The sequence below is a fragment of the Paracoccus litorisediminis genome, assembly GCF_009711205.1.
Classification (GTDB): domain Bacteria; phylum Pseudomonadota; class Alphaproteobacteria; order Rhodobacterales; family Rhodobacteraceae; genus Paracoccus; species Paracoccus litorisediminis.
This window is the reverse complement of sequence record NZ_WMIG01000018.1, coordinates 48,840-70,473: the sequence shown is the minus strand read 5'-3', so window position 1 is coordinate 70,473 and position 21,634 is coordinate 48,840. Positions and strand designations below refer to the sequence as shown.

Annotated in this window: 17 protein-coding genes; 16 read left to right on the top strand and 1 reads right to left on the bottom strand. The window is 62.8% G+C overall.

The features are described from left to right. Positions 1-21: 21 nt before the first annotated feature. Positions 22-1,653: a tetratricopeptide repeat protein gene (locus GL300_RS20800; protein WP_155041609.1), complete on the bottom strand. Its 1,632-nt coding sequence runs from the start codon at positions 1,651-1,653 to the stop codon at positions 22-24. A gap of 159 nt (positions 1,654-1,812) precedes the next feature. On the opposite strand from GL300_RS20800, the gene GL300_RS20795 reads away from it, so the two are divergent. The 16 genes from GL300_RS20795 to GL300_RS20720 all read left to right on the top strand — a co-directional run bounded on the left by GL300_RS20795 (position 1,813) and on the right by GL300_RS20720 (position 21,560). Continuing rightward, positions 1,813-2,070 (top strand): hypothetical protein, encoded by a 258-nt coding sequence (locus GL300_RS20795; protein ID WP_155041608.1) that lies wholly within the window; start codon positions 1,813-1,815, stop codon positions 2,068-2,070. A 146-nt stretch (positions 2,071-2,216) separates the two neighbouring features. Beyond that, the gene (locus GL300_RS20790) at positions 2,217-4,949 is read left to right on the top strand and encodes an aminotransferase class I/II-fold pyridoxal phosphate-dependent enzyme (RefSeq protein ID WP_155041607.1); all 2,733 of its coding nucleotides are present in this window, start codon (positions 2,217-2,219) and stop codon (positions 4,947-4,949) included. Positions 4,950-4,970: 21 nt separating this feature from the next. Next, entirely contained in the window at positions 4,971-6,662 is a 1,692-nt protein-coding gene (aspT, locus tag GL300_RS20785) for an aspartate-alanine antiporter (protein ID WP_155041606.1), read from the top strand. A gap of 49 nt (positions 6,663-6,711) precedes the next feature. Continuing rightward, a complete protein-coding gene (gene aspT, locus GL300_RS20780; protein ID WP_155041605.1) occupies positions 6,712-8,400 on the top strand; it encodes an aspartate-alanine antiporter in 1,689 nt (562 codons plus the stop codon). Between the two features lie 15 nt (positions 8,401-8,415). Continuing rightward, complete coding sequence (cax, locus tag GL300_RS20775) at positions 8,416-9,504, top strand: calcium/proton exchanger (RefSeq protein WP_155041604.1); 1,089 nt, start codon at positions 8,416-8,418, stop codon at positions 9,502-9,504. Further along, entirely contained in the window at positions 9,501-10,139 is a 639-nt protein-coding gene (locus GL300_RS20770; protein ID WP_155041603.1) for a VIT1/CCC1 transporter family protein, read from the top strand. The genes cax and GL300_RS20770 overlap by 4 nt, the downstream gene beginning before the upstream one ends. A 2-nt stretch (positions 10,140-10,141) precedes the next feature. Then, on the top strand, positions 10,142-10,519 hold the full coding sequence (locus tag GL300_RS20765; RefSeq protein WP_155041602.1) for a potassium channel family protein: 378 nt from the start codon (positions 10,142-10,144) through the stop codon (positions 10,517-10,519). A 72-nt stretch (positions 10,520-10,591) separates the two neighbouring features. Then, positions 10,592-12,247, top strand: coding sequence for a bifunctional aspartate transaminase/aspartate 4-decarboxylase (locus tag GL300_RS20760; protein ID WP_343043144.1), 1,656 nt, complete (start codon positions 10,592-10,594; stop codon positions 12,245-12,247). 178 nt (positions 12,248-12,425) lie between these two features. After that, positions 12,426-13,148 (top strand): FadR/GntR family transcriptional regulator, encoded by a 723-nt coding sequence (locus GL300_RS20755; protein WP_211595273.1) that lies wholly within the window; start codon positions 12,426-12,428, stop codon positions 13,146-13,148. 11 nt (positions 13,149-13,159) lie between these two features. After that, a complete protein-coding gene (locus tag GL300_RS20750) occupies positions 13,160-14,362 on the top strand; it encodes a mandelate racemase/muconate lactonizing enzyme family protein (RefSeq protein ID WP_155041601.1) in 1,203 nt (400 codons plus the stop codon). 201 nt (positions 14,363-14,563) lie between these two features. After that, positions 14,564-16,189, top strand: coding sequence for an amidohydrolase (locus GL300_RS20745; RefSeq protein ID WP_155041600.1), 1,626 nt, complete (start codon positions 14,564-14,566; stop codon positions 16,187-16,189). Positions 16,190-16,264: 75 nt separating this feature from the next. Next, positions 16,265-17,857: an ABC transporter substrate-binding protein gene (locus GL300_RS20740; RefSeq protein WP_155041599.1), complete on the top strand. Its 1,593-nt coding sequence runs from the start codon at positions 16,265-16,267 to the stop codon at positions 17,855-17,857. Between the two features lie 75 nt (positions 17,858-17,932). Further along, on the top strand, positions 17,933-18,868 hold the full coding sequence (locus tag GL300_RS20735) for an ABC transporter permease (protein ID WP_155041598.1): 936 nt from the start codon (positions 17,933-17,935) through the stop codon (positions 18,866-18,868). 3 nt (positions 18,869-18,871) lie between these two features. Continuing rightward, on the top strand, positions 18,872-19,693 hold the full coding sequence (locus tag GL300_RS20730) for an ABC transporter permease (RefSeq protein WP_155041597.1): 822 nt from the start codon (positions 18,872-18,874) through the stop codon (positions 19,691-19,693). Continuing rightward, the gene (locus GL300_RS20725; protein ID WP_155041596.1) at positions 19,690-20,613 is read left to right on the top strand and encodes an ABC transporter ATP-binding protein; all 924 of its coding nucleotides are present in this window, start codon (positions 19,690-19,692) and stop codon (positions 20,611-20,613) included. The genes GL300_RS20730 and GL300_RS20725 overlap by 4 nt, the downstream gene beginning before the upstream one ends. Next, entirely contained in the window at positions 20,610-21,560 is a 951-nt protein-coding gene (locus GL300_RS20720) for an ABC transporter ATP-binding protein (RefSeq protein WP_155041595.1), read from the top strand. The genes GL300_RS20725 and GL300_RS20720 overlap by 4 nt, the downstream gene beginning before the upstream one ends. The last annotated feature ends 74 nt before the right edge of the window (positions 21,561-21,634 follow it).

Here is a 21,634-nt window from a genome sequence, read left to right as displayed (position 1 = left end):
ACACGTAGAAGGCGGCGATTGTCAGCTGGCCGGGGGGCGGCGCAGATGCCTGACGCGTCCCGGCCCGGGATCGACCCGGCCGATGGCGCGGGCGATGGCGGCGATCAGATCGGGATGGATCTGGCGAAAGGTCAGGTCCTCGACCAGACGATCGCGCAGACCGGGAACCAGCCGGTCCGTCTCGGCCAGATAGGCGCGCGCTTCATCGATCCGCCCCATTTCGGACAGCGCCGCGCAACTGGCCAGGTGGAAATGGCCAATACCGGGAGCGTTGATCGCCAATGCCTCGCGCAATGCCTCGGCGGGCCGGTCGTGCGCAAAATGGAAAAAGAACAGTCCCATCCGGTATTGACCACTTTGCAGCGGATTGCGCAGATAGGCTTCCTCCAGCAGCGGCACGGCGATTTCCCAAACCATCCGCTTGGCATGGCGAAAGCCCAGTTCGGCCATCAACTCGGGGTCATTGGGGTTGAGCGCGCGGGCCATCTGCAGGGTCGCCAGCGCGGACTCGGGCTGGCCAAGAAACCATTCCGCCACCGCCCTTGCATGATAGGCCTTGCTGGAATTCGGTGCGAGCCTGATCGCCTCTCGCGCCAGCGACAATGCGCGATCCAGCGGCGCCGGACCGGCCTGATACCCGAAGCGGGCCGCATTGCCGTAAAGCAGCGACAGGCAGGCGCGACCTGCGGCAAAGCCTGAATCGGCGGCAATCGTCGCCTCAAGGTCAAGGCGCAATGGCTCAAAGCGCGCCGGATCGAGGGTGCGCCAGTAATCGTGGAAATCCAGCAATTTCTGGTAGCCTGCGAAATGCCGTGGCGCGGCACCACCGGATTCGCGGGCCTGACTGTCAAGGATACCGTCGCGCAGCGCCACCACGCGGACGACATGGCCGGCGATCTCGGAGCACAGGCTGACGATCTGCTGAGGGTCACGCTCAACCCCCAAGGGGTGATCCAACGTCTGCGCCCAGACATAGCGGCCATCCATTTGCCGACTCATCAGCAGATCGGCATGCAGCCGGTCCCTGGACAGGGTCAGGGTGCCCGACAGGCGATAATCGATCGGCAGATCATGTTCCGCCCCACCGACTTCTGCCGTGGCAGGTCCATAGACAAAGAGATCGGTGAAACGGGTCAGTGCCGAAATCACCTGCCGCGTCAGCGTGCGCCCGATGGTCGGACAGCTCGCAAGATCGCCTTCCTGCTCGAACAGTTCGACCAGAATGCGGGGACCATAATCCTGCAGGGGCTCAGTGGCGGGCGGTGCTTTCTGCTCGATCAAAGGCGATGCTTCCGCCGGCGACTGAGGCCGAGAGAATTCGGGCACATAGGTGCCCTTGGGGATGGTGATCCGCGCCCCAAGTCGGTCGCCTTCCAGCAGGTAGAAACGCTCGATGGCGCGGCGCAGGCGTGCGGCCTCGATGCGGACGATGGAATCCTGCAGGGGATCGAAATCATCCGGGCGGCCAAAGACGCTGGTCGCGATGCTATAGGCCTTGATCCGCCCCCCCCGGCCAAGCAGGGTTTCCTCGACGACGTGGCGCAGAAAGCGGCGGTTCCTTGCCGAAGCCTGAAAATCCGAGGACGCAAGGATGCGTTCAAGCTCCGCGCGGATTTCTGGCTCAGGGATCGAACTCGACAACCCGTCTGACATTCCAGTTTTCCTGTTCCAGAAAAGACTGAAGCAAAGGCGAAGGAAACGGCTTGTTACGGTAACGTACTCGTGACGCTTCGGATAATCCGGAAACTTTGGAAACTTGCAAGCGATTGATTGATCGTAGCGCCATTCTGCCACAGTGGAGGGTTTCGTGCCATGCACTTGATCGAGCATGTCATCCAACGATTTCCCGACCGGGCCAAAATCATCCGCCGGCTTTACCTGCGGGATGAGCGTTTCCGGGCGATCTGTGAGGATATGGAAATGGCGGTCGCCTCGCTCAAGCGTTTCGAAGCCCGTCCCGATGCGGTCTTACGTCCCGAAGTCGATGAATATCGCCATGTGCTGGTCGAGCTTGAGGAAGAGTTGCGCGACTACCTGTCCCATCATGGCCGCAACCATGACGACGGTTGAGACAGGCCAAACCATCCGGTGCAGTAGTTAACAGTAAGCTACATAGGCCGGATCGCGCCAACCTCATCCCCCACCCTATGATTCTTGTGACAGCAGGATCCCGGGCGTTGCCTGAAAGGGGTCCGGCATTGCCGTAGGGGGATGCAATGGACAAGCAAGCTGCGGAGCCACAAGAACGCCGCATCGACCATTTCTTTTCATTTCCGGGAGCGCGCGCCGACAGGTGGCGCGAACTTCACGCCGCCGCGCGCGAATGGGAACAGGGCCGCGGCGATGCCACCCAGATGCGCGCCTTGTTGGAAGGGATCGAGGCCTATGAGGGCTTCTTCGCCTATCCGGGCGGGCAATTGCTGGCCAGCCTGCGCCAGCGCATCGATGCCGGGCAGGCTGGGGCGGCGGCGACGCTGGCGCAGCGTCTGTCGGAATCGATCCTGACGCGCTCCTACAAATCCGATGCCGAAGACTGGGATTCGGGCGAGATTCTTTCCGACCCCCCTCCCGGCCTGAACACCCCCACCCTGTCGCGCGACCAGCATCACCGCCCCTATTTCGAGATGCTGGTGGTCGCCCCCGGTGCGGTCAGCCGGGGCCGCAACATCATCGAGCAGATGCGCCGCCTGCGCCGCTCCGAGGACGCCTTCACCTATGAGGCAGTACCGGTCGGCAGCTTCGAGGACGCGATCATCGCGATAATTCTGAACCCCGCCATCGCGGCGGTGACGATTTACGAAGGCTTTGCCCATGACAGCACCGCACCCGTGCCGGTGCTGCGCGATTTCCTTGCCTCGGCCAAGCTCGATGCCGCGCATATCGCGGGCGATGATCTGCCGCTGTCGCTGGCCGATGCGCTCAAACGCATCCGCCCGGAACTGGACATCTATCTGCTATCGGACCGGCATGTCGAACGGCTGGCGGGCGATCTGCGCGCCTCCAGCGTCCGCCGGGTGCTTTATTCGGTCGAGGAGCTGCTGGAGCTGCATCTGTGCGTTCTGGAGGGGATCGACGACCGCTTCCGCACGCCGTTCTTCGACAATCTCAAGAAATACGCGATGCGGCCGATCAGCACCTTTCACGCGCTGCCCATCGCGCGGGGCAAGTCGGTGTTCAAGTCCGACTGGATCCGCGACATGGGCGAATTCTATGGGCTGAACATCTTTCTGGCGGAATCCAGCGCCACGACCGGCGGCCTCGACAGCCTGTTGGAGCCAACCGGCAATATCAAGCTGGCGCAGGAAATGGCGGCGCGGGCCTTTGGCGCGGATCACGTGTTCTTTGTCACCAACGGCACCAGCACCTCGAACAAGATGGTGCATCAGGCGCTGGTCGCGCCGGGCGATATCGTGCTGCTGGACCGCAATTGCCACAAGTCGCATCACTATGGGCTGGTGCTGGCGGGGGGCCAGCCGCTGTATATCGACGCCTTCCCGATGACGGAATATTCGATGTATGGCGCGGTTCCGCTGTCCGCGATCAAGCAGGCGCTGCTGGAACTCAAGGCCGAGGGGCGGCTGGACCGCGCCAAGATGGTCGACCTGACCAACTGCACCTTTGACGGCCATATCTACAACACCCGCCGGGTGATGGAGGAATGCTTAGCGATCAAGCCCGACCTGATCTTCCTGTGGGACGAGGCATGGTTCGGCTTTGCCCGCTGGTCGCCCTTCCTGCGCCCGCGCACCGCCATGGGTGCCGCCGATGCCATTTCCGCATGGATGCGCGACCCGGCCTCGGTCGAAGCCTATGAGGCCCAGCAGAAGGAACTGGGCAAGAAGCCCAGCATCGAGAAACTGCTGGAAACCCGGCTGATCCCCGATCCGCGCCAGATCCGGCTGCGGGTCTATCAGACCAACTCGACGCACAAGTCGATGTCGGCGCTGCGTCAAGGCTCGATGCTGCTGGTGCGCGATGTGGATTTCGCATCCGTCGAAGCGCAGTTCCATGAGGCGGTCTTTACCCATGCCTCGACCAGCCCGAACCAGCAGCTGATCGCCAGCCTTGATGTCGCCCGCCGCCAGATGGAACTGGAGGGCTACGGTCTGGTCGCCAATGCCATCGAGATCGCGCTGGACATCCGCAAAGAGGTCAACGCCCATCCCATCATCTCGAAATACTTCCGGGTGCTGGGCGTCCCCGAGATGATCCCCGCCAAATATCGCAGTGCCGGTTTCGTCGACTTCCTGACCCCCGGCGCGGATTGGGAGGATCAGGTGCGGTCCATGCATGAGGACGAGTTCTGTCTGGACCCGACCCGGATGACACTGGTCTGCGGCACGGCGGGTTTTGACGGCACCCAGTTCAAGAAACTGATGGCCGATGATTACGACATCCAGTTCAACAAGACCTCGCGCAACTCAGTCCTGCTGCAATCGAACATCAACAACACCCGCAGCGACGTGGCCAACCTGATCCGGGTGCTGCTGGAGATCAGCCGCAAGATCGAGACGGATCTGGCAAAGGGCGGCGAAAACGCTGCCGCAACCTTTGCCGCCCGCGTGAAATCGCTGATGACCGATGTACCGGACCTGCCGAATTTCAGCCATTTCCACGAGGCCTATCGCTGGGACGCCGGCAAGACCACGCCCGAGGGCGACATGCGCTCGGCCTTCTACAGCGCCTATTACGCCGAGGGCTGCGAATATCTGCCGCTGGACAGTCCCGATGTCGACACGCGACTGAAATCCGGCCCCGAGATGATCTCGGCCAATTTCGTCATCCCCTACCCTCCGGGCTTTCCGATCATGGTGCCCGGTCAGGTCATCAGCAAGGAAACGATCGACTTCATGCGCAAGCTTGATGTCAAGGAAATCCACGGATTTGAGCGCGCCAAGGGGCTGAAGCTGATCCGGCCCGACCATGCCAAGGATCACATCCGCAAATAGCGCCCGACAGGAGGCAGAACCATGTTCAGTTACGTCTTCGATACGCTTCGCGCCAATCCGCAGCTGGCGATCTTTCTGACGCTGGCCATCGGCTACTGGGTCGGCGCCAAGCGCTTTGGCAGCTTCAGCCTTGGCGCGGTCACCGGCACATTGCTGGCCGGGGTGATCATCGGCCAGATCGGCATCGATATCTCGGGTCAGGTGAAGTCAATCTTCTTCATCATGTTCCTGTTTGCCGTGGGCTTCGGGGTCGGGCCGCAATTCGTCCGCGGCATCGCCACCGACGGGCTGCCGCAGGCGCTGTTCGCGGTGGTGATCTCGGTCCTGTGTCTGATCGTCGTCTGGATCGCGGCCAAGGTCTCGGGCTATGGGCCGGGGTTGTCGGCGGGGTTGCTGGCCGGGGCGCAGACGATCTCTGCCTCGATTGGCCTCGCGACGGATGCGATCAACAATTCCGGCATGCCGCCCGATCAGGCCAAGGCGCAGACCGACCTGATCCCGGTCGCCTATGCCATCACCTACCTGTTCGGGACCATCGGCACCGGCTGGATCCTGGCCTTTCTTGGGCCGAAGCTGCTGGGTGTCGACCTGCGCGAAGCCTGCGCCCGTTATGAGCGCGAGGTGCTGAAGGGCGGATCAAAAGATGCGGGCCATCTGAGCGCTTGGCATGCCCGCGAGCTGCGCGCCTATCGCGTCCGCGAGGGTGGTATCGCCGTCGGCAAATCCGCCATCGCCGCCGAGGCCTTGGCCAAGGGTGAACGCCTGTTCATCGAACGTCTTCGTCGTGGTGGTGAGCTGGTCAGCCCCACCCCCGACACCGTCCTGCAGGCGGGCGACATCGTCGCCATCTCGGGGCGGCGCGAGGCGCTGGTGGAACTGTTCGAGGATGCGGATGAGGTCGAGGATCGCGGGCTGCTGGACATCCCGGTCGAGGCCCTTGACGTGGTCCTGACCAACAAGGCGCTGGACGGGCGCGAGTTGATCGAACTGGCCAAGGAGCCCTATACGCGCGGCGTCTATCTGAACTCGATCCGGCGCGGCTCGATGGCGGTGAACATCCCGGTGCTGCCGGGAACCAAGCTGAACCGCGGCGATATCCTGCGGGTTGCCGGTTCGACCGCTCATGTCGAGGCCTTCGTCAAATCGACCGGTTTCGCCGACCGCCCGCAGACCGTCACCAACATGGTGCTGGTCGGGCTGTCGATCTTTTTCGGCGGGCTCTTCGGGGCGCTGGTGCTGCCCGTCGGTGGCATCCCGATCACGCTGTCAACCTCGGGTGGGGCGCTGATCGCCGGGATCATTGTCGGCTGGCTGCGCACCATCAAGCCGCAGATCGGCAATATTCCGCAGCCGACGCTGTGGTTCATGAACTCGGTCGGCTTGAACGTGTTCATCGCCATTGTCGGCATCACCTCGGGTCCGACCTTCATCGCCGGACTGAAAGAGGCCGGGTTCGGCCTGTTCTTCTGGGGCCTGTTTGCCACTGCCGTTCCCATGCTGATCGCGCCCTATATCGGCAAATACATCTTCAAATTCGATGACGCGATCAATCTGGGCTGCTGCGGCGGCGCGCGGACCTCGACCGCCTCGGTGGCGATGGTGGGCGAGGTTGCGCAAAGCGACGTGCCGATGCTGGGCTACACGGTGCCCTATGCCGTCAGCAACACGCTGCTGACCCTGTGGGGCCTGGTCATCGTGCTGCTGGTCATGTGAGCGGGGGCGGCCCTGCGGGGCCGTCCGGTGAGTGGCAGGAGGCGGGGAAATGGAACTGATCCGATCGTTCTTTGACGCGTCCCCGATCGCCGTGCTGTTCGTCTGCGTCGCGATCGGCTTTGCCATCGGTCGCATCAGGGTGGCGGGGATACCGCTAGGCGGCATTCCCGGCACGCTGTTTGCCGCCATCGTCGTCGGACAGGTCGGGGTTGAGGTCGATGAGAACATCAAGACCATGGCATTCGCGCTGTTCATCTATTCGCTGGGCTATGTCAGCGGCCCCAGCTTCTTTCAAAGCCTTGGGCGCAGCACGCTGAACCTTGTCAACCTGTCGCTGGTCTCAAGCCTGCTGATCTTCGTGACGATCTGGGGGCTGGCGCAGTTCTTCGGCCTCGACAAGGGCACGGCCGCCGGGCTGCTGGCGGGCGGGATCACGGAATCGGCGGCGGTCGGCACCGCCAGCGAGGCCTTGGGCAGCATGGACCTGCCCGCCGATCAGATCAGCGCGATGCAGGCCAATATCGGCGTGGCCTATGCCATCACCTATCTGTTCGGCTTCACGCTGGTGGTGTTCTTCGTCAGCCTGATCGCGCCAAAGTTGATGGGGATCTCGCTTCAGGTCGAGGCCGCGAAGTACACGGCGGATCTGGGGATCGGCGGGGATGACGATCTGGAACCGGGGCAGGAAACCGCCCTGCGCGGCATTGTCGCGCGCGCCTTTCAGATCACCCGACCCGAAGCGCTGATCGATGTCGGCGCGTTCGAAGACAGGTTCAACGGCTTTGTCACGGTCCAGCGTATCGTCCGCCGGGGCCGGACGCTGGAACCGGAAAAAAGCCGCAAACTGGCCATGGGCGATCGGGTCGCCCTGCTGGGCCGGTTGGACGAGGTACTCAAGGCCGAGACCTTCCTAGGTCTTGAGACCACCGATACCCGCGGGCTGGATCTGGTCGGAGAGACGAGGACGGTCGTCCTGACGAACAAGGATTTCATCGGCGAAACCATCATGGCGGTGCGGGCGAAGATCGACCCCCAGCAGCGCCGGGGTGTGCATGTCGTCAAGATCACGCGGTCGGGGCAGAACCTTGTCCCACGGCCCAGAATGCGGCTGGAGGCCGGGGATCTGGTCAGCCTGTATGGCATGCCCGAGGCGCTGGACGGCGCAGTTCCGGTGATCGGCTATGCCGTCGATCAGGGACTCGCGGTGGATTACGTCTATCTGGGGCTGGGCATCATCGTCGGCATTCTGATCGGCATGATCACCGTACCCATCGCCGGCTCTCCGGTCGCGCTGCATACCGGCGGCGGTTGCCTGCTGTCGGGGCTGCTGTTCGGCTGGCTGCGCTCGCGCCATCCCAAATTCGGAGGGCTGCCGCCCGCCACCGCGCTTCATCTGCGGGATTTCGGGCTGGCCATCTTCATCGCCTGTGTCGGGCTGGGGACCGGACCGCAGGCGCTGACCCTGCTGAAACAACAGGGCATCCTGCTGCCCGTCCTTGCCATTGTCGCGGTGATCGTGCCGATCGTCCTGTCGCTGTTTTACGCACGCTACGTGCTGAAGATGAACCCGGCCATCATTTGCGGCGCGCTGGCCGGGTGCTTTACCTGCACCGCCGGGCTGAACGCCGCCGTACAGGCCGCCGAGAACGAGACACCCGTCCTTGGCTATACGGTGCCCTATGCGATCTCGAACGTCACGCTTACGCTGCTTGGCCCCATTCTGGTCCTCACCGTCTGACAAGGAACGCGCGCCATGACCCAGCTTCTTGGCAAGATCCGGTCTACGCCGCTGCTGTGGCTGCTGGTCTTTGTGCCCGTGGTCCTGTTCACCGAACATGCCCGCCCCGAGGCGCATGTGGCTCTGTTCCTGCTGTCGGTTCTGGCCATCGTGCCGCTGGCCGCCATGCTGAGCCTTGCTACCGAATCCGTCGCCGAAAAAACCGGCGATGCGGCGGGCGGGCTGATCAACGCCACCTTGGGCAACCTGACCGAACTGGTCATCGCCCTGACCGCGCTGGCGGCGGGGCAATATGCGCTGGTCAAGGCCTCGATCGCCGGGGCCATTGTCACCAACGCCTTGTTCATGCTGGGCGCGTCCTTTCTGCTGGGGGGCTTGCGTCACCATGTGCAGGATTTCAACCGCGTCGGCGCTAGGTTTCAGGCCAGCATGCTGTTCATCGCCACCGTGGCGCTGCTGGTGCCCTCGGCGGTGGCGACGGCGGATCATGTCGCCGATCCCGTGGCGCTTCAGCACCTTAGCCTGATGTTGGCCGTCCTGCTGATCGGCGGCTATGTGCTGGGGCTGTTCTTCTCGCTGGGGACGCATAAGGAGGCCTTTGCCAGCTCCGAACATGAGACGCATGGCGATGCCATGCCGATCGGCATTGCGCTGGTGACGCTGGCCGTGATCACCGTTCTGGTCGCGATGGTCAGCCATATCTTTGTGGCCTCGGTCGAGGTGGCTGGTGCGGCGCTGGGGCTTTCACCGGCCTTTGTCGGTTTCATCGTCGTGTCGCTGGTGGGCGGGGCCGCCGAATTCGCCTCGGCCTTCTCGGCGGCGCGCAAGAACCGGCTGGATCTCAGCGTCAGCATCGCGCTTGGCAGCGCCGCGCAGATCGCGCTGTTTGTCGGACCGCTGCTGGTGCTTCTAAGCTATGTCATCGGGCCCATGCCGATGGGGCTGGATTTCTGGCCGGGTGCCATCGTGATGATGCTGATCGCAGCGCTTTCGGCGGCGATGCTGACCAATGGCGGACATTCGACCTGGTTTCTGGGGGTGCTGGTGCTGATGGTCTATGCGATCTTCGGCCTGACGCTTTACGTCCTGCCGCCCGCGCAATGACAACCGACACGACCCGCGTCCTTGACCCGGTTTCGCGCGCAACCGAGATCCTGTTCGGTCTGATCATGGTCCTGACCTTCACCGCCTCGCTGAACGTGGCCGAGGCAAGCCGCACCGACGTGCGGCTGATGCTGATCGCGGCGCTTGGCTGCAATCTTGCCTGGGGGCTGATCGACGCGGCGATGTATCTGCTGTCGACCCGCGCCGAAAAGGCCTTGGCGATGCGCATGATCGGAACCGTCCAGAACGCGCCCCCTGCCCTTGCCCGGCACGAGATCGCGGCCACCTTGCCCGCCTATGTCACAGCCTCTCTCGACGAAGACGATATCGAGCGGATCCGCCAACATCTTGCCTCTCTTCCCGCACAGGATACGCACCCCGACGCCACCGACCTGCGCGCGGCGGCAATGGTCTTTGCGCTGGTCTTTTTCGGCACCCTTCCGGTCGCCCTGCCCTTCCTGCTGATCAAGGATGCCCAACTGGCGCTGTGGCTGTCCCACGCCATCGCCCTCGCGTCGCTTTTCGTCGCGGGCAGCACATTGGGACGGCTTTGGGGGCGACCGTGGCGGGTTGGACTTGCCATGGTGGCAGTCGGACTTATCCTTGTTGGCATCGCATTGGCGCTGGGGGGCTGAACATGCGGCTTCTTCATGCCTATGCCACGCTGTTCTGGGCGGTCATCGCAGCCTTTCGCAGCACGCGCGTTCAGGCGCTGCTGCTGATCTGCGCGCTGATCGCGCTGGCGCAGGCGGCGGTTTTTGCCCGGCTCGAGGGCTGGCGCTTTCTGGACGCCTTCTATTTCGCGGTCGTCAGCATGGCCACGGTCGGCTATGGCGACCTTACCCCCCAGACACCGCTGGGCAAGATTTGCGCCATGGCTTTCCTGCTTGTCGGGATCGGGGTTTTCGTCCTGACAGTATCGTCCATCGCGCAAGTGATCCTGCAGCAGGTCGTGCAGGCCGAAGAAGCCCGCGACAATCCGCCTGACGATCCAGGCGGCGGTGACTCACGGTAATATACAGTCCGCCCGGTCCCCGCACATGCCCAGCTGGGTTAGGATGCGCGCAGCGCCAACGGAGGATCAGTCGTGCCAGACAAGATACAATTCGAAAGCCTTGCCGGACTCTCGCCCTTCGAAATCAAGGACGAGTTGATCAAGCTTGCTCGCGCCGGTGCCGAGAAATCCTCCGGCACTTTCCTGAATGCCGGGCGCGGCAACCCGAACTGGATCGCCACCCGCGCCCGAGAAGCGTTCTTTCTGCTGGGCCAGTTCGCCTTGACCGAGGCCAGGCGCAGCTACGACGACCCGGTTGCGGGGCTGGCAGGAATGCCGCCGCGCGACGGCGCGTATCAGCGCTTTACCCGCTGGATCGCCAAGCAGACCCGCATCCAAGAGGCGGATTGGGACGATGAGGATGGCATTCCTCCGGCCCGAACACTGGGCGATGCGGTCGAATTCGCCATCGCGAAGTTCGGCTTCGACCCCGATGCCTTTCTGCACGAACTGACGGATTCGATCATCGGCGACAATTACCCGGTCCCCGACCGCGCCCTGCATCACAATGAGATCATCACCCATGAATATCTGATGTGGGCGATGTGCGCGGGCCATCCTCCGGGGGTGAAGTTCGATCTGTACCCGGTCGAAGGTGGCACGGCGGCCATGTGCTACCTGTTCAAGGCCCTGAAGAACCAGCGGCTGCTGAATGCGGGCGATACAATCGCGCTGGCGACACCGATCTTCACTCCCTATCTGGAAATGCCCGAGCTTGAGGATTACGGCCTGCACGTCATCCGCGTGAATGCCGAGCAGGAGGACAGGTTCCAGCTGACCGAGTCCGACCTGACCGCGCTGGAGGATCCGACGGTCAAGGCGCTGTTTCTGGTCAATCCCGGCAACCCTTCGGCCGCGGCGATGGACAGGGATTCGATCCGCCGTCTGGTCGATTTCGTCAATACCAAGCGCCCGGACCTGATGATCCTGACCGATGATGTCTATGGCACCTTTGTTCCCGACTTCGAGTCGATCCTTGGTCACCTGCCCCGCAACACCATCGGCGTCTATTCCTATTCCAAGTATTTCGGCTGCACCGGCTGGCGTCTTGGCGTGATCGCGGTGGCGCAGGACAATATCTTTGACGAAAGGATCGCCGCCCATCCCGCCGAGGTTCAGACCCTGCTCGACAAGCGCTACCATGCGCTGACGCCCAAGCCGCGTGAGCTGCGCTTCATCGACCGCATCGTTGCCGACAGCCGCGATGTCGCGCTGAACCACACTTCGGGTCTGTCTCTGCCGCAACAGGTGATGATGACGCTATTCGGCCTGGTCGAGATGATGGATGCCGAAAAAATCTATCAAAAGGCCTGCATCGCCATCTGCGTGAAACGCTTCCGCAATCTGGTGGACGGGCTTGGCGTGGAATCCAATCCCGGCCCCTATTTCGACCACTATTACGGCGTGATCGACCTTGAATTCTGGTTGCGCAAATATGTGGGCGAGGATGTCGTGACCTGGGTCAAGCAGAACATCCACCCGCTCGACATCCCGTTCCGACTGGCCGAGGACCACGGCATCGTGCTGCTGAACGGCTCGGGTTTTGCCGCGCCGAACTGGTCGGTCAGGGTGTCCTTCGCGAACCTGAACGACGACGCCTATCTCTCGATCGGGCGGGCTGTCCGCTCAATAGCAAGGGGCTATGTGCAGGCCTATCAGGCAGCGACCGGCAAGACGGTCAAGCTTTAACGCGGGTCGTTCACGGCCGCTTCCGTTCGATGTGCCAATGTTGCGTCCCAGTGCTTCAGCACTGGGACGCAACAGCATTTGCGGCACCCGTTTCCCGAAGCCCCTTCCGCAATATCAAAACTGTTGCCCAATTTTGCGAAACTAGTCATACAGGTTTTACAGATTCGGGAGACAGTATGTGACCGCGATTTCAGGTGATGACGCTGCAAGCCACGCCAGCGGTCTGGTCAGCAGCGCGATTGTGGCGATTACCCGGCATATTCGGGCGAATGAATTGAACCCCGGAGACCGGCTGCCCAGCGAAGCGGTTCTGTCGCGGGAATTGAGCGTCTCTCGCACTGTCGTGCGCGAGGCATTCAGATCGCTGGCGGCGGTGCGGCTGATCGATCTGAGCGCGGGGAAGCGCGCGACTGTGGCGCAGCTTGACGACCGTGCCATGTCGCTCATGATCGAACATGGCGTCGATACGGCGCAAATCAGCATCAATCAGGTCTATGACGCGCGCCGCACCATCGAAATGCGCACCGCCGCGCTGGCCGCGCTGCGCCGGACCGATGCGGAAGTGCGGCTGATCCTTGGTCACGCGCACGCGATGGTCGATAATTTCTCTGACGCGGACAGCGTGATGGAAAGCGACCTGGCCTTCCATCTTGAGATCGCGCGCGCATCGCGAAATCCGATCTTTTCCATCCTGATCGGGGCCTTTCAGGGGATCGCACGCCAAACCTGGCCGATTGGATGGCGCAGCCGATCCTCGGACGCCGAACGACAGGCCATGAACAGGATCCATGTCGAACTGGCCGAGGCGATCAGCGCGGGTGATCCGCAAGCCGCCAGCCAGCTCATGGCACGACATTTCGACGAAAGCGCCAAGGCACTTCTCGCCGCCGGAATTGCATAGAGGACAACCGGATGAAAATTACGAAACTTGAAACCGTTCGCATTGCCGAACGGCCGAACCTGCTTTGGGTGCTGGTGCATACCGACGAAGGACTGACCGGGCTTGGCGAAACATTCTTCGGCGCCGAAACGGTCGAGGCCTATATTCACGAATATGTCGCGCCCCGCGTGATCGGGCGCAATCCGCTGCAGATCGATCTGCTGGCGTCGGAACTGGTGGGCTATCTGGGCTTTCGTTCATCCGGTGCCGAGGTGCGGGGCAACTCCGCCTTTGACATCGCGCTGTGGGATATCTTTGGCAAGGCGACGGGCCAGCCGATTGCGCAGCTTCTTGGCGGTTTCAGCCGCAATGAAATCCGCACCTACAACACTTGTGCGGGGACCGAATACATCAAGAAGGCGACCGGCCAGACCACGGCGAACTATGATCTGTCGGCGGCAGCCATCCGCGACTACGACGACCTGAACGGCTTCCTGCATCGCGCCGACGAACTGGCCGAGTCGCTGCTGGAGGAAGGCATCACCGCGATGAAGATCTGGCCCTTTGACATCGCGGCGGAAAAGTCGCGCGGCCAGTATATCTCGATGCCCGACCTGAAAACGGCGCTGCAGCCGTTCGAGAAGATCCGCAAGGCCGTCGGTGACCGCATGGACATCATGGTCGAGTTTCACTCGATGTGGCAGCTTCTGCCGGCCATGCAGATCGCCAAGGCGCTGGAGCCCTATCAGACCTTCTGGCACGAAGACCCGATCAAGATGGACAGTCTTTCCAGCCTCAAGCGCTATGCTGCCGTTTCGCCCGCGCCGATCTCGGCCTCGGAAACGCTGGGCTCGCGCTGGGGTTTCCGCGACCTTCTGGAAACCGGAGCCGCTGGCGTCGTCATGCTGGATATCAGCTGGTGTGGCGGCTTGTCCGAGGCCCGCAAGATCGCGGCGATGGCCGAGGCATGGCATCTGCCCGTCGCCCCGCATGACTGCACCGGCCCGGTCGTGCTTTGCGCCTCGACCCACCTGTCGCTCAATGCCCCGAATGCCCTGGTTCAGGAAAGCGTGCGCGCATTCTACAAGACGTGGTACCGCGACCTTGTCACCGCACTGCCCGAGGTGCGGAACGGCATGATCACCGTGCCCCCCGGCGCGGGTCTGGGCATGGAGCTGAACCCCGACCTTGAAAAGGCCTTTACAGTCTCGCGTCGTATTTCGGTCGCTGACTGATTTCGGACCGAAGGTTGCGTTTCGGATGCGGGCCCAGCGGCTCGCATCCGTGCGTAAAGACAGGTCACTCGCTGCCGGAATGCCGCCCAAAGAAGGTTCCGCAAGTCAATGCCTTGACAGCCTGCTGCATATTCTGAAGCATCCTGCCCTAATAACAGGCACCCGACTGCCGGGACCGACACAGGGAAGAGTGTTTCAATCATGACCTCAGCGATTGCTGCCGATCTCGTGCTTCGGCACGGGAAAATCTGGCCCGGCTATGGGTTGCCGCTGGCCGAATCTCTGGCGATTTCCGGCAATCGGATTCTGGCGCTGGGAAGCGATGCCGAGATTGAGCCGCTGATCGGGGCCCAGACGAAAGTCGTCGATCTGGCCGGGCGCTTCGCCATGCCGGGGTTGAACGACGCGCATCTTCACCTGATCTCGACCGGCCTGCTGCGCGGACAGGTCGATGCGACAGCGGATGCCGCGCCGACCCGTAAGGAACTGCTCCACGCGCTTCAAGCCCGCGCCGCGACGACCCCGAAGGGAGAGTGGATCCGCGCGCGTGGCTTTGACCAGACCCGCTACCCGGATGGGCTGATGCCCACCGCTCAGGAACTTGACGCAGCGCTGCCCGATCATCCGGTTTCGGTGACGCGCGCCTGCGGCCATGTCACGATCGTCAACTCGTTGGCTTTCGCGCGGGCGGGGATCACGGCGGATACGCCTGACCCGGATGGCGGTGTCATCGGGCGCGAGAACGGGCAGCTGACCGGGATGCTGGCGGAAAACGCCCAGAATCTGGTCTATAGCGTGCAGCCGACGCCCTCGCTTGAGGAAATCATCGACGCGATCGAGGCGGGTGGCCAGCATCTTGCACAGTTCGGCATTACCTCGTGCATGGATGCGGCGACGGGCCAGATCGACGGCATGACGGAAATCCGCGCCTATCACCTTGCGCTTCGCGACGGGCGGCTGCCGGTCCGGGTCTGGGCCACGCTGCTGGGCGATCCCGGCTCATCCATCGTCGAGCCCTGCCATGACGTCGGCCTTGTCACCGGGGTCGGTAACGACATGTTCCGCATCGGCGGCGTCAAGGTCTTTACCGACGGCTCGGCGGGTGGGCGCACGGCATGGATGCGCCAGCCCTATCACGGTCAGACCAACAATTACGGCGTCCAGATGCTGCCGGACGCGCAGCTGTTCGAACTGGTCGATCGCTATACCTCGATGGGCTACACCATGGTCTGCCATGGCATCGGCGATGCCGCCATCGACCAGCTTATCCGCGCCTATGAGCGTGTCCGCGCCGCGAATCCGGATGACGCCCGTCGCCACCGGATCGAGCATTGCGGCTATGCCGATGCCGAGATGAACCAACGAATGCTGGATTCCGGCATCCTGCCCGCGCCGCAACAGGCCTTCATCTATGATTTCGGCGATGCCTATGTCTCGGTTCTGGGACCGGAACGCGGGTTGCGGTCTTATCCGATCGCGACCTGGGACCGGTTGGGGATGAAGCCCTCGACCGGCAGTGATTCACCGGTCTGCTCTCCGAACCCGTTCCCGGATATTTACGCGATGCTGACGCGCAAGACCCATAAGGGCACGGTGATGGATGCGTCCGAGATCCTGACGCCCGAACAGGCCCTGCGCGCCTATACCGAACATGGCGCCTATTCGCAGGGGGCGGAAAAGGTAAAGGGACGGCTGGAGCCCGGAATGCTGGCAGATGTCGCGGTGTTCGATCAGGACCTGCTAACCGCCGATCCCGAGACCATCCTGCACCACACCCGTTGCGAGATCACGATTCTGGATGGGCGCATCGTTCACGACAGAAGCTGAGGCCCGGTGCGGGGAGGCATCGGTCCGCAAGACCACCAACAAAGGGGGCGCAATCGCGCCACAGGGAGGAAAGACATGCTGACCAGACTTAGCCTGATGGCGATGCTTGCGCTTGGGACGGCGACGGCCGCACTGGCACAGGATGCGACACCCAAGGACGGGGGAACGCTGGTTTTCGCGGCGCCCTACGGCAACTCGATCACCTCGCTGGACATGACGGCGACGCCCCATACCCAGGACGAGATCGTCGGCAAGGCGCTGAACCGCTCACTGTACAAATGGAACCCGGACAGCGGCAAACCCGAGCTTGATCTGGCGGAATCGGTCGAGAAATCGGCGGATGGCAAGACCTATACCTACAAGCTGCGCGACGCGACCTTCCATAACGGCGACAAGTTGGACGCGGATGACGTGATCTGGTCCTACAACCGCATCGCCGATCCCAAGAAGGCCCTGCCCGCTGCCGAACAGGTGCTGCAGATTGCGGGCGTGGCCGAATTTCAGGCGGGCACGGCCGATCATATCGCCGGCATCAAAAAGATCGACGACAAGACCGTCGAGATCACCGTCACCAATCTGGCCGATCCCGGCTGGAACCTGATGTCCAACTATGCCCCGATCTACTCCAAGGACTATCCCGAGGATCAGCTGGCCTCGAAACCGAACGGCCTTGGCCCGTTCAAGCTGGCGAATTACGTTCCCGGCTCCAAGGTCGAGCTGGTCAAGTTCGACGGCTATTACGAAACCGGCAAGCCGCATCTGGCCAAGCTTGACATCATGCTGATGGGCGAGGCCGCGGCCCGCGACGTTGCCTTCCGCAATGGCGAGATCGACGCGAACGTGCTGGGTCCGGTTCAGTACGAGGCCTATACGCAGGACCCGACGCTCAAGGACCAGATCCTTGAAGTGGCCGAGGTCTATACGCGCAATATCGGCTTCAATCCCAAGATCGAGGCCTTCAAGGACAAGCGCGTCCGTCAGGCCATCAACCACGCGATCAACAAGGACGTGATCGTCCAGAAGCTGCTGAAAAACAAAGCCTATCCGGCGGTTTCATGGCTGCCGGTCTCGTCCCCGGCATTCGACAAGGACGCCAAGGCCTATGCCTATGACCCGGAAAAGGCCAAGGCGCTGCTGAAGGAAGCGGGCTACGAATCCGGTCTGAAATTCTCGGTCACGGCGACCGACAATGAAAGCTGGGGCCTGCCCATCGTCGAGGCGATCATCCCGATGCTGGCCAAGGTCGGGGTCGAGGTCACGACCGATCCGGTCGATGGTTCGGTCCTGTCCGACAAGATCCTGTCCGATAATTTCGACGGCTATATCTGGTCGAACTCATCGGGTCCGGACCCGCTGAAATATCTCAACTGCTTCCATTCGGCGACCTCGCAATCGGCCTGCAACTACGTCAAGTTCGCCAACCCCGAATTCGACAAGCTGATCGAAGCTGCCGGGAACGAAACCGATCCGACCAAGCAGAATGATCTGCTTAAGCAGGCCAACAACCTGCTGCTGGAAGAGGCTCCGGTCTGGTTCTTCAACTATAACAAGGCCGTCATGGCCTATCAGCCCTGGGTGCATGGGCTGAAGCCGAACGCGATGGAACTGGCCATTCAGGATTACGAAGACATCTGGATCGACGAGAACGCCCCGGCAACGCGCAAGTAACACTCAAAGGGAGGGGCCCGGAAATCCGGGCCCTTCCAGCCTTCCGCAGAATTCCACCAAAGGCAGAACCAGCAGATGATGCGTTTCATCCTTCGCCGGACGTTGCAGATGATTCCCACCATGCTGGCGGTCATCCTGATCATTTTCGTGATCTTCAGCGTCGTGCCGGGCAGTTTCATCACCTCGCTGATGTCAGAGGGCCGAAACGCCACCAATGCGCAGGTTCTGTCGCATCTGAATGAGCAGTTCGGACTGGATCAGCCGCTGCCGGTCCGGCTCTGGAACTACCTCTCGGGACTGGCCCATTTCGATCTGGGCATTTCCTACCGCACCCGCGAGCCGGTCTGGAACGTGATCGAGCCGCGGCTCTGGCCCTCGATCAAGCTGGCGCTTTGCGCCATGGGCTTTGCGGCCTTCGTCGGGATTCCGCTGGGCTTTCTGGCTGCACTGAAACCCGGCAGCGTCTTTGACAGCGGCACGATGGTCGTCGCGGTCTCGGGCCTGTCGCTGCCGGAATTCTGGTTCGGGCTGCTGCTGATGTATGTCTTTGCGCTGAATCTGGGCTGGTTGCCCAGCTTCGGCTATCAGCCCGGCAGCATCCGGCACATCATCCTGCCCGCCATCGCGCTGGGGGTCGGACCGATGGCGCTGCTGGCACGGACGACCCGGGCGGGGGTGCTTGACGTGATGAACGCCGATTTCGTCCGCACCGCCCGCGCCAAGGGCCTGGCCGAGCCGCGGCTGGTGCGCAGCCATGTCGCCCGAAATGTGCTTGTTCTGATCCTGACGACGATGGGGCTGCAGATCGGCGCATTGATGGGACAGGCCATCGTGATCGAGAAGCTGTTTTCATGGCCCGGCATCGGCTCATTGCTGGTCGATAGCGTTGCCGTGCGCGACATCCCGGTGGTGCAAGGCGCGGTTCTGGTGATCGTGCTGTGGTTTCTGGTCATCAACATGCTGGTCGATATCGCCTATGCGCTGATCGACCCGCGCATCAAGGTGAGCTGAACCATGAGCCTTCGTTTCAACTTTGCGCTGGGTCTGGCGCTGGTGGTTCTGGTCGTCCTTGGCGCGGTGCTGGCTGGCCTGATCGCGCCTTATGATCCGATCATGGACGCCGATCTGATGAATTCCGAAATGCCGCCCAGTTGGGAGCATTGGATGGGCACCGACGGGCAGGGCCGCGATGTCCTGTCGCGGGTGCTTTACGGGGCGCGGGTCTCGCTGACGGTCGGGCTGATCTCGCAGCTGATCAATTCGGTGATCGGGACGGCGCTTGGGGTCTCGGCCGGGTATTTTGGCGGCTGGTGGGATGATCTTGTGAACGGGCTGACCAATGTCATGCTGGCCATCCCCTCGCTGGTCTTCGCGCTGGCGATCATGGCGGTGCTGGGGCCAGGACTGCCCAGCCTGCTGCTTGCTCTTGGCCTGACCAACTGGTCCTGGACCTGCCGGATTGCACGATCCTCGACGCTCTCGCTAAAAAATCAGGGCTTCGTGCAGGCCGCCAAGACTGCGGGCTTCGGCAACTTCAACATCATGCGCACCCAGATCCTGCCCAATATCCTTGGCCCCGTGCTGGTGATCGCGACGCTGGGCATCGGCGGCGCGGTCCTGTCCGAGGCGGCCCTGTCCTTTCTGGGCGTCGGCATCCGTCCGCCGCAGCCCAGCTGGGGCAACATGCTTTCCGATGCCCGAGAGCTGATCCGCACCGCGCCCTGGGCCGCGATCTTTCCTGGCCTTGCGATCTTTGCGACGGTGCTGGGCTTCAACCTGCTGGGCGACGGTCTGCGCGACATGCTCGACCCCCATATGAGGACGCGGACGGCATGAGCCAGTTTCTTCCCGATCCGGTGCTGTCGGTCCGCAACCTGCGTCTGGGCATCGGCAAACGATACGAGATCCTGCATGGCATCTCATTCGACATCCTGCCGGGCGAGACCTATGGGCTGGTGGGCGAATCCGGGTCGGGCAAAAGCGTGACCGGGCTGGCGATCATGGGCCTGCTGAAGCGCCCCCTGAGCGTCACCGGCGGAACGATCCATTTTCAGGACCGCGACCTGCTGAAGATGCATCCGCGTGAACGCCGCCAATTGCGCGGCGACCGCATTGCGATGGTGTTTCAGGAACCGATGACGGCGCTGAACCCGCTGGTCACCATCGGTCGTCAGATCGCCGAGATGTTCGTGATCCATCGCGGCATGGGCTGGCCCGAAGCACGGCGCAAAGCCGTCGAGGCGCTGGAAAGCGTGCGTGTCCCCGCCCCCGAGGAACGCGCCCATGCCTATCCCCATCAATTGTCCGGCGGCATGCGGCAGCGCGTGATGATCGCGATTGCACTGGCGTGCCGCCCCGACCTGCTGATCGCGGATGAGCCGACGACAGCGCTAGACGTCACCGTTCAGGCGGGCGTGCTGGAACTGATGGCCGAGCTTTGCCGCGCCGAGGGCACCGCGGTCCTGTTGGTCAGCCATGATCTGGGTGTCATCGCCAATATGTGCCAACGCGTCGGCGTGATGGATCAGGGGCGGTTGGTCGAGGAGCAGGATACCCGCAACATCTTCACCAACCCGCTTCATCCCTATACGCGCGGCCTGCTTGCCGCCCGACCCCGGTTAGGCTCGCGCACACCGGGTCAGCGCAGCCGCCTGATCGAGCTGGACGAAGTCGTCAACGCCAAGGATCGCGGCCGCGACATGCCGACGCTGATCACCCCGCGCGGCCCGCAGCTTGCCCCGGAGACAAGGGCATGACCGCACCCCTTCTGGAAATCCGCGACCTCAAGGTGCATTTCAACCTGCCCCGTCAAAGCCTTCTTGGCCCCCGCCGCGTGCTGCGCGCGGTGGACGGCGTGAACCTGACGCTGCACGAGGGCGAATGCCTGTCGATCGTCGGGGAATCCGGCTGCGGCAAGTCGACGACCGCGCTGACCGTCATGGGCCTGCAGGAGCCGACCTCGGGCGAGGTGTTGTATAAGGGCAAGCCCCTGAACGGTCCCGGTGCCCCCTCGCGCAAGCAGCGCGCCCGGATCGCGCAGATGGTGTTTCAGGACCCTTACGCCTCACTCAACCCGCGCCAGACGATCGGCTCGACCCTGCTGTCGCAGCTGAAACTGCATGGCCTCGCCTCGGGGTCCGAGGCGCAGGACCGGGTCGCGGCGATGCTGAAGCGTGTCGGGCTGCAGCCCGACCATGCCCGGCGGTTTCCGCATGAGTTTTCGGGCGGCCAGCGCCAGCGCATCGGCATTGCCCGGGCGCTGATGCTCGACCCCCAGATCCTTGTGCTGGATGAGCCGGTCTCGGCGCTGGATGTCTCGATCCAGGCGCAGATCATCAACCTGCTTATGGATCTGCAAGAGACGCTGAGGCTGAGCTACATCATGATCTCGCACGATCTGTCGGTGGTCGAACATGTCAGCGACCGGGTCGCGGTGATGTATTTCGGACATGTGGTCGAGGAAGGCGACTGGCATTCGGTCTTCACCCGCCCGACCCATCCCTATACCCGCCGCCTGATCGGCTCGGTCCCCGACGCCGAGGCGATCCTGACCGGCGCGCGCGGCGTGCCGGACGGTGTCGCGATCCCCTCGGGACGCAGCTTCTCTCCGGATATCTCCATCCGGCGGGACCCGGGCCAGTCCTCGGAACCCAGCGCCTTGGTCCCGGTCGGGTCGGATCACCGCGTTCGACTGGCGATCTAGCGTCTGCATGGGGTCTCGGCTACCAACGGCTCAGTCCAGCAAATGCCGCACGATGCGATCCCGCGACCACAGAC

What these genes read in the sequence shown, in the direction of transcription:
- GL300_RS20800 (WP_155041609.1), bottom strand. Translation starts at nt 1,653, where the DNA reads ATGTCAGACGGGTTGTCGAGTTCGATCCCTGAGCCAGAAATCCGCGCG.
- GL300_RS20795 (WP_155041608.1), top strand. Translation starts at nt 1,813, where the DNA reads ATGCACTTGATCGAGCATGTCATCCAACGATTTCCCGACCGGGCCAAA.
- GL300_RS20790 (WP_155041607.1), top strand. Translation starts at nt 2,217, where the DNA reads ATGGACAAGCAAGCTGCGGAGCCACAAGAACGCCGCATCGACCATTTC.
- aspT (WP_155041606.1), top strand. Translation starts at nt 4,971, where the DNA reads ATGTTCAGTTACGTCTTCGATACGCTTCGCGCCAATCCGCAGCTGGCG.
- aspT (WP_155041605.1), top strand. Translation starts at nt 6,712, where the DNA reads ATGGAACTGATCCGATCGTTCTTTGACGCGTCCCCGATCGCCGTGCTG.
- cax (WP_155041604.1), top strand. Translation starts at nt 8,416, where the DNA reads ATGACCCAGCTTCTTGGCAAGATCCGGTCTACGCCGCTGCTGTGGCTG.
- GL300_RS20770 (WP_155041603.1), top strand. Translation starts at nt 9,501, where the DNA reads ATGACAACCGACACGACCCGCGTCCTTGACCCGGTTTCGCGCGCAACC.
- GL300_RS20765 (WP_155041602.1), top strand. Translation starts at nt 10,142, where the DNA reads ATGCGGCTTCTTCATGCCTATGCCACGCTGTTCTGGGCGGTCATCGCA.
- GL300_RS20750 (WP_155041601.1), top strand. Translation starts at nt 13,160, where the DNA reads ATGAAAATTACGAAACTTGAAACCGTTCGCATTGCCGAACGGCCGAAC.
- GL300_RS20745 (WP_155041600.1), top strand. Translation starts at nt 14,564, where the DNA reads ATGACCTCAGCGATTGCTGCCGATCTCGTGCTTCGGCACGGGAAAATC.
- GL300_RS20740 (WP_155041599.1), top strand. Translation starts at nt 16,265, where the DNA reads ATGCTGACCAGACTTAGCCTGATGGCGATGCTTGCGCTTGGGACGGCG.
- GL300_RS20735 (WP_155041598.1), top strand. Translation starts at nt 17,933, where the DNA reads ATGATGCGTTTCATCCTTCGCCGGACGTTGCAGATGATTCCCACCATG.
- GL300_RS20730 (WP_155041597.1), top strand. Translation starts at nt 18,872, where the DNA reads ATGAGCCTTCGTTTCAACTTTGCGCTGGGTCTGGCGCTGGTGGTTCTG.
- GL300_RS20725 (WP_155041596.1), top strand. Translation starts at nt 19,690, where the DNA reads ATGAGCCAGTTTCTTCCCGATCCGGTGCTGTCGGTCCGCAACCTGCGT.
- GL300_RS20720 (WP_155041595.1), top strand. Translation starts at nt 20,610, where the DNA reads ATGACCGCACCCCTTCTGGAAATCCGCGACCTCAAGGTGCATTTCAAC.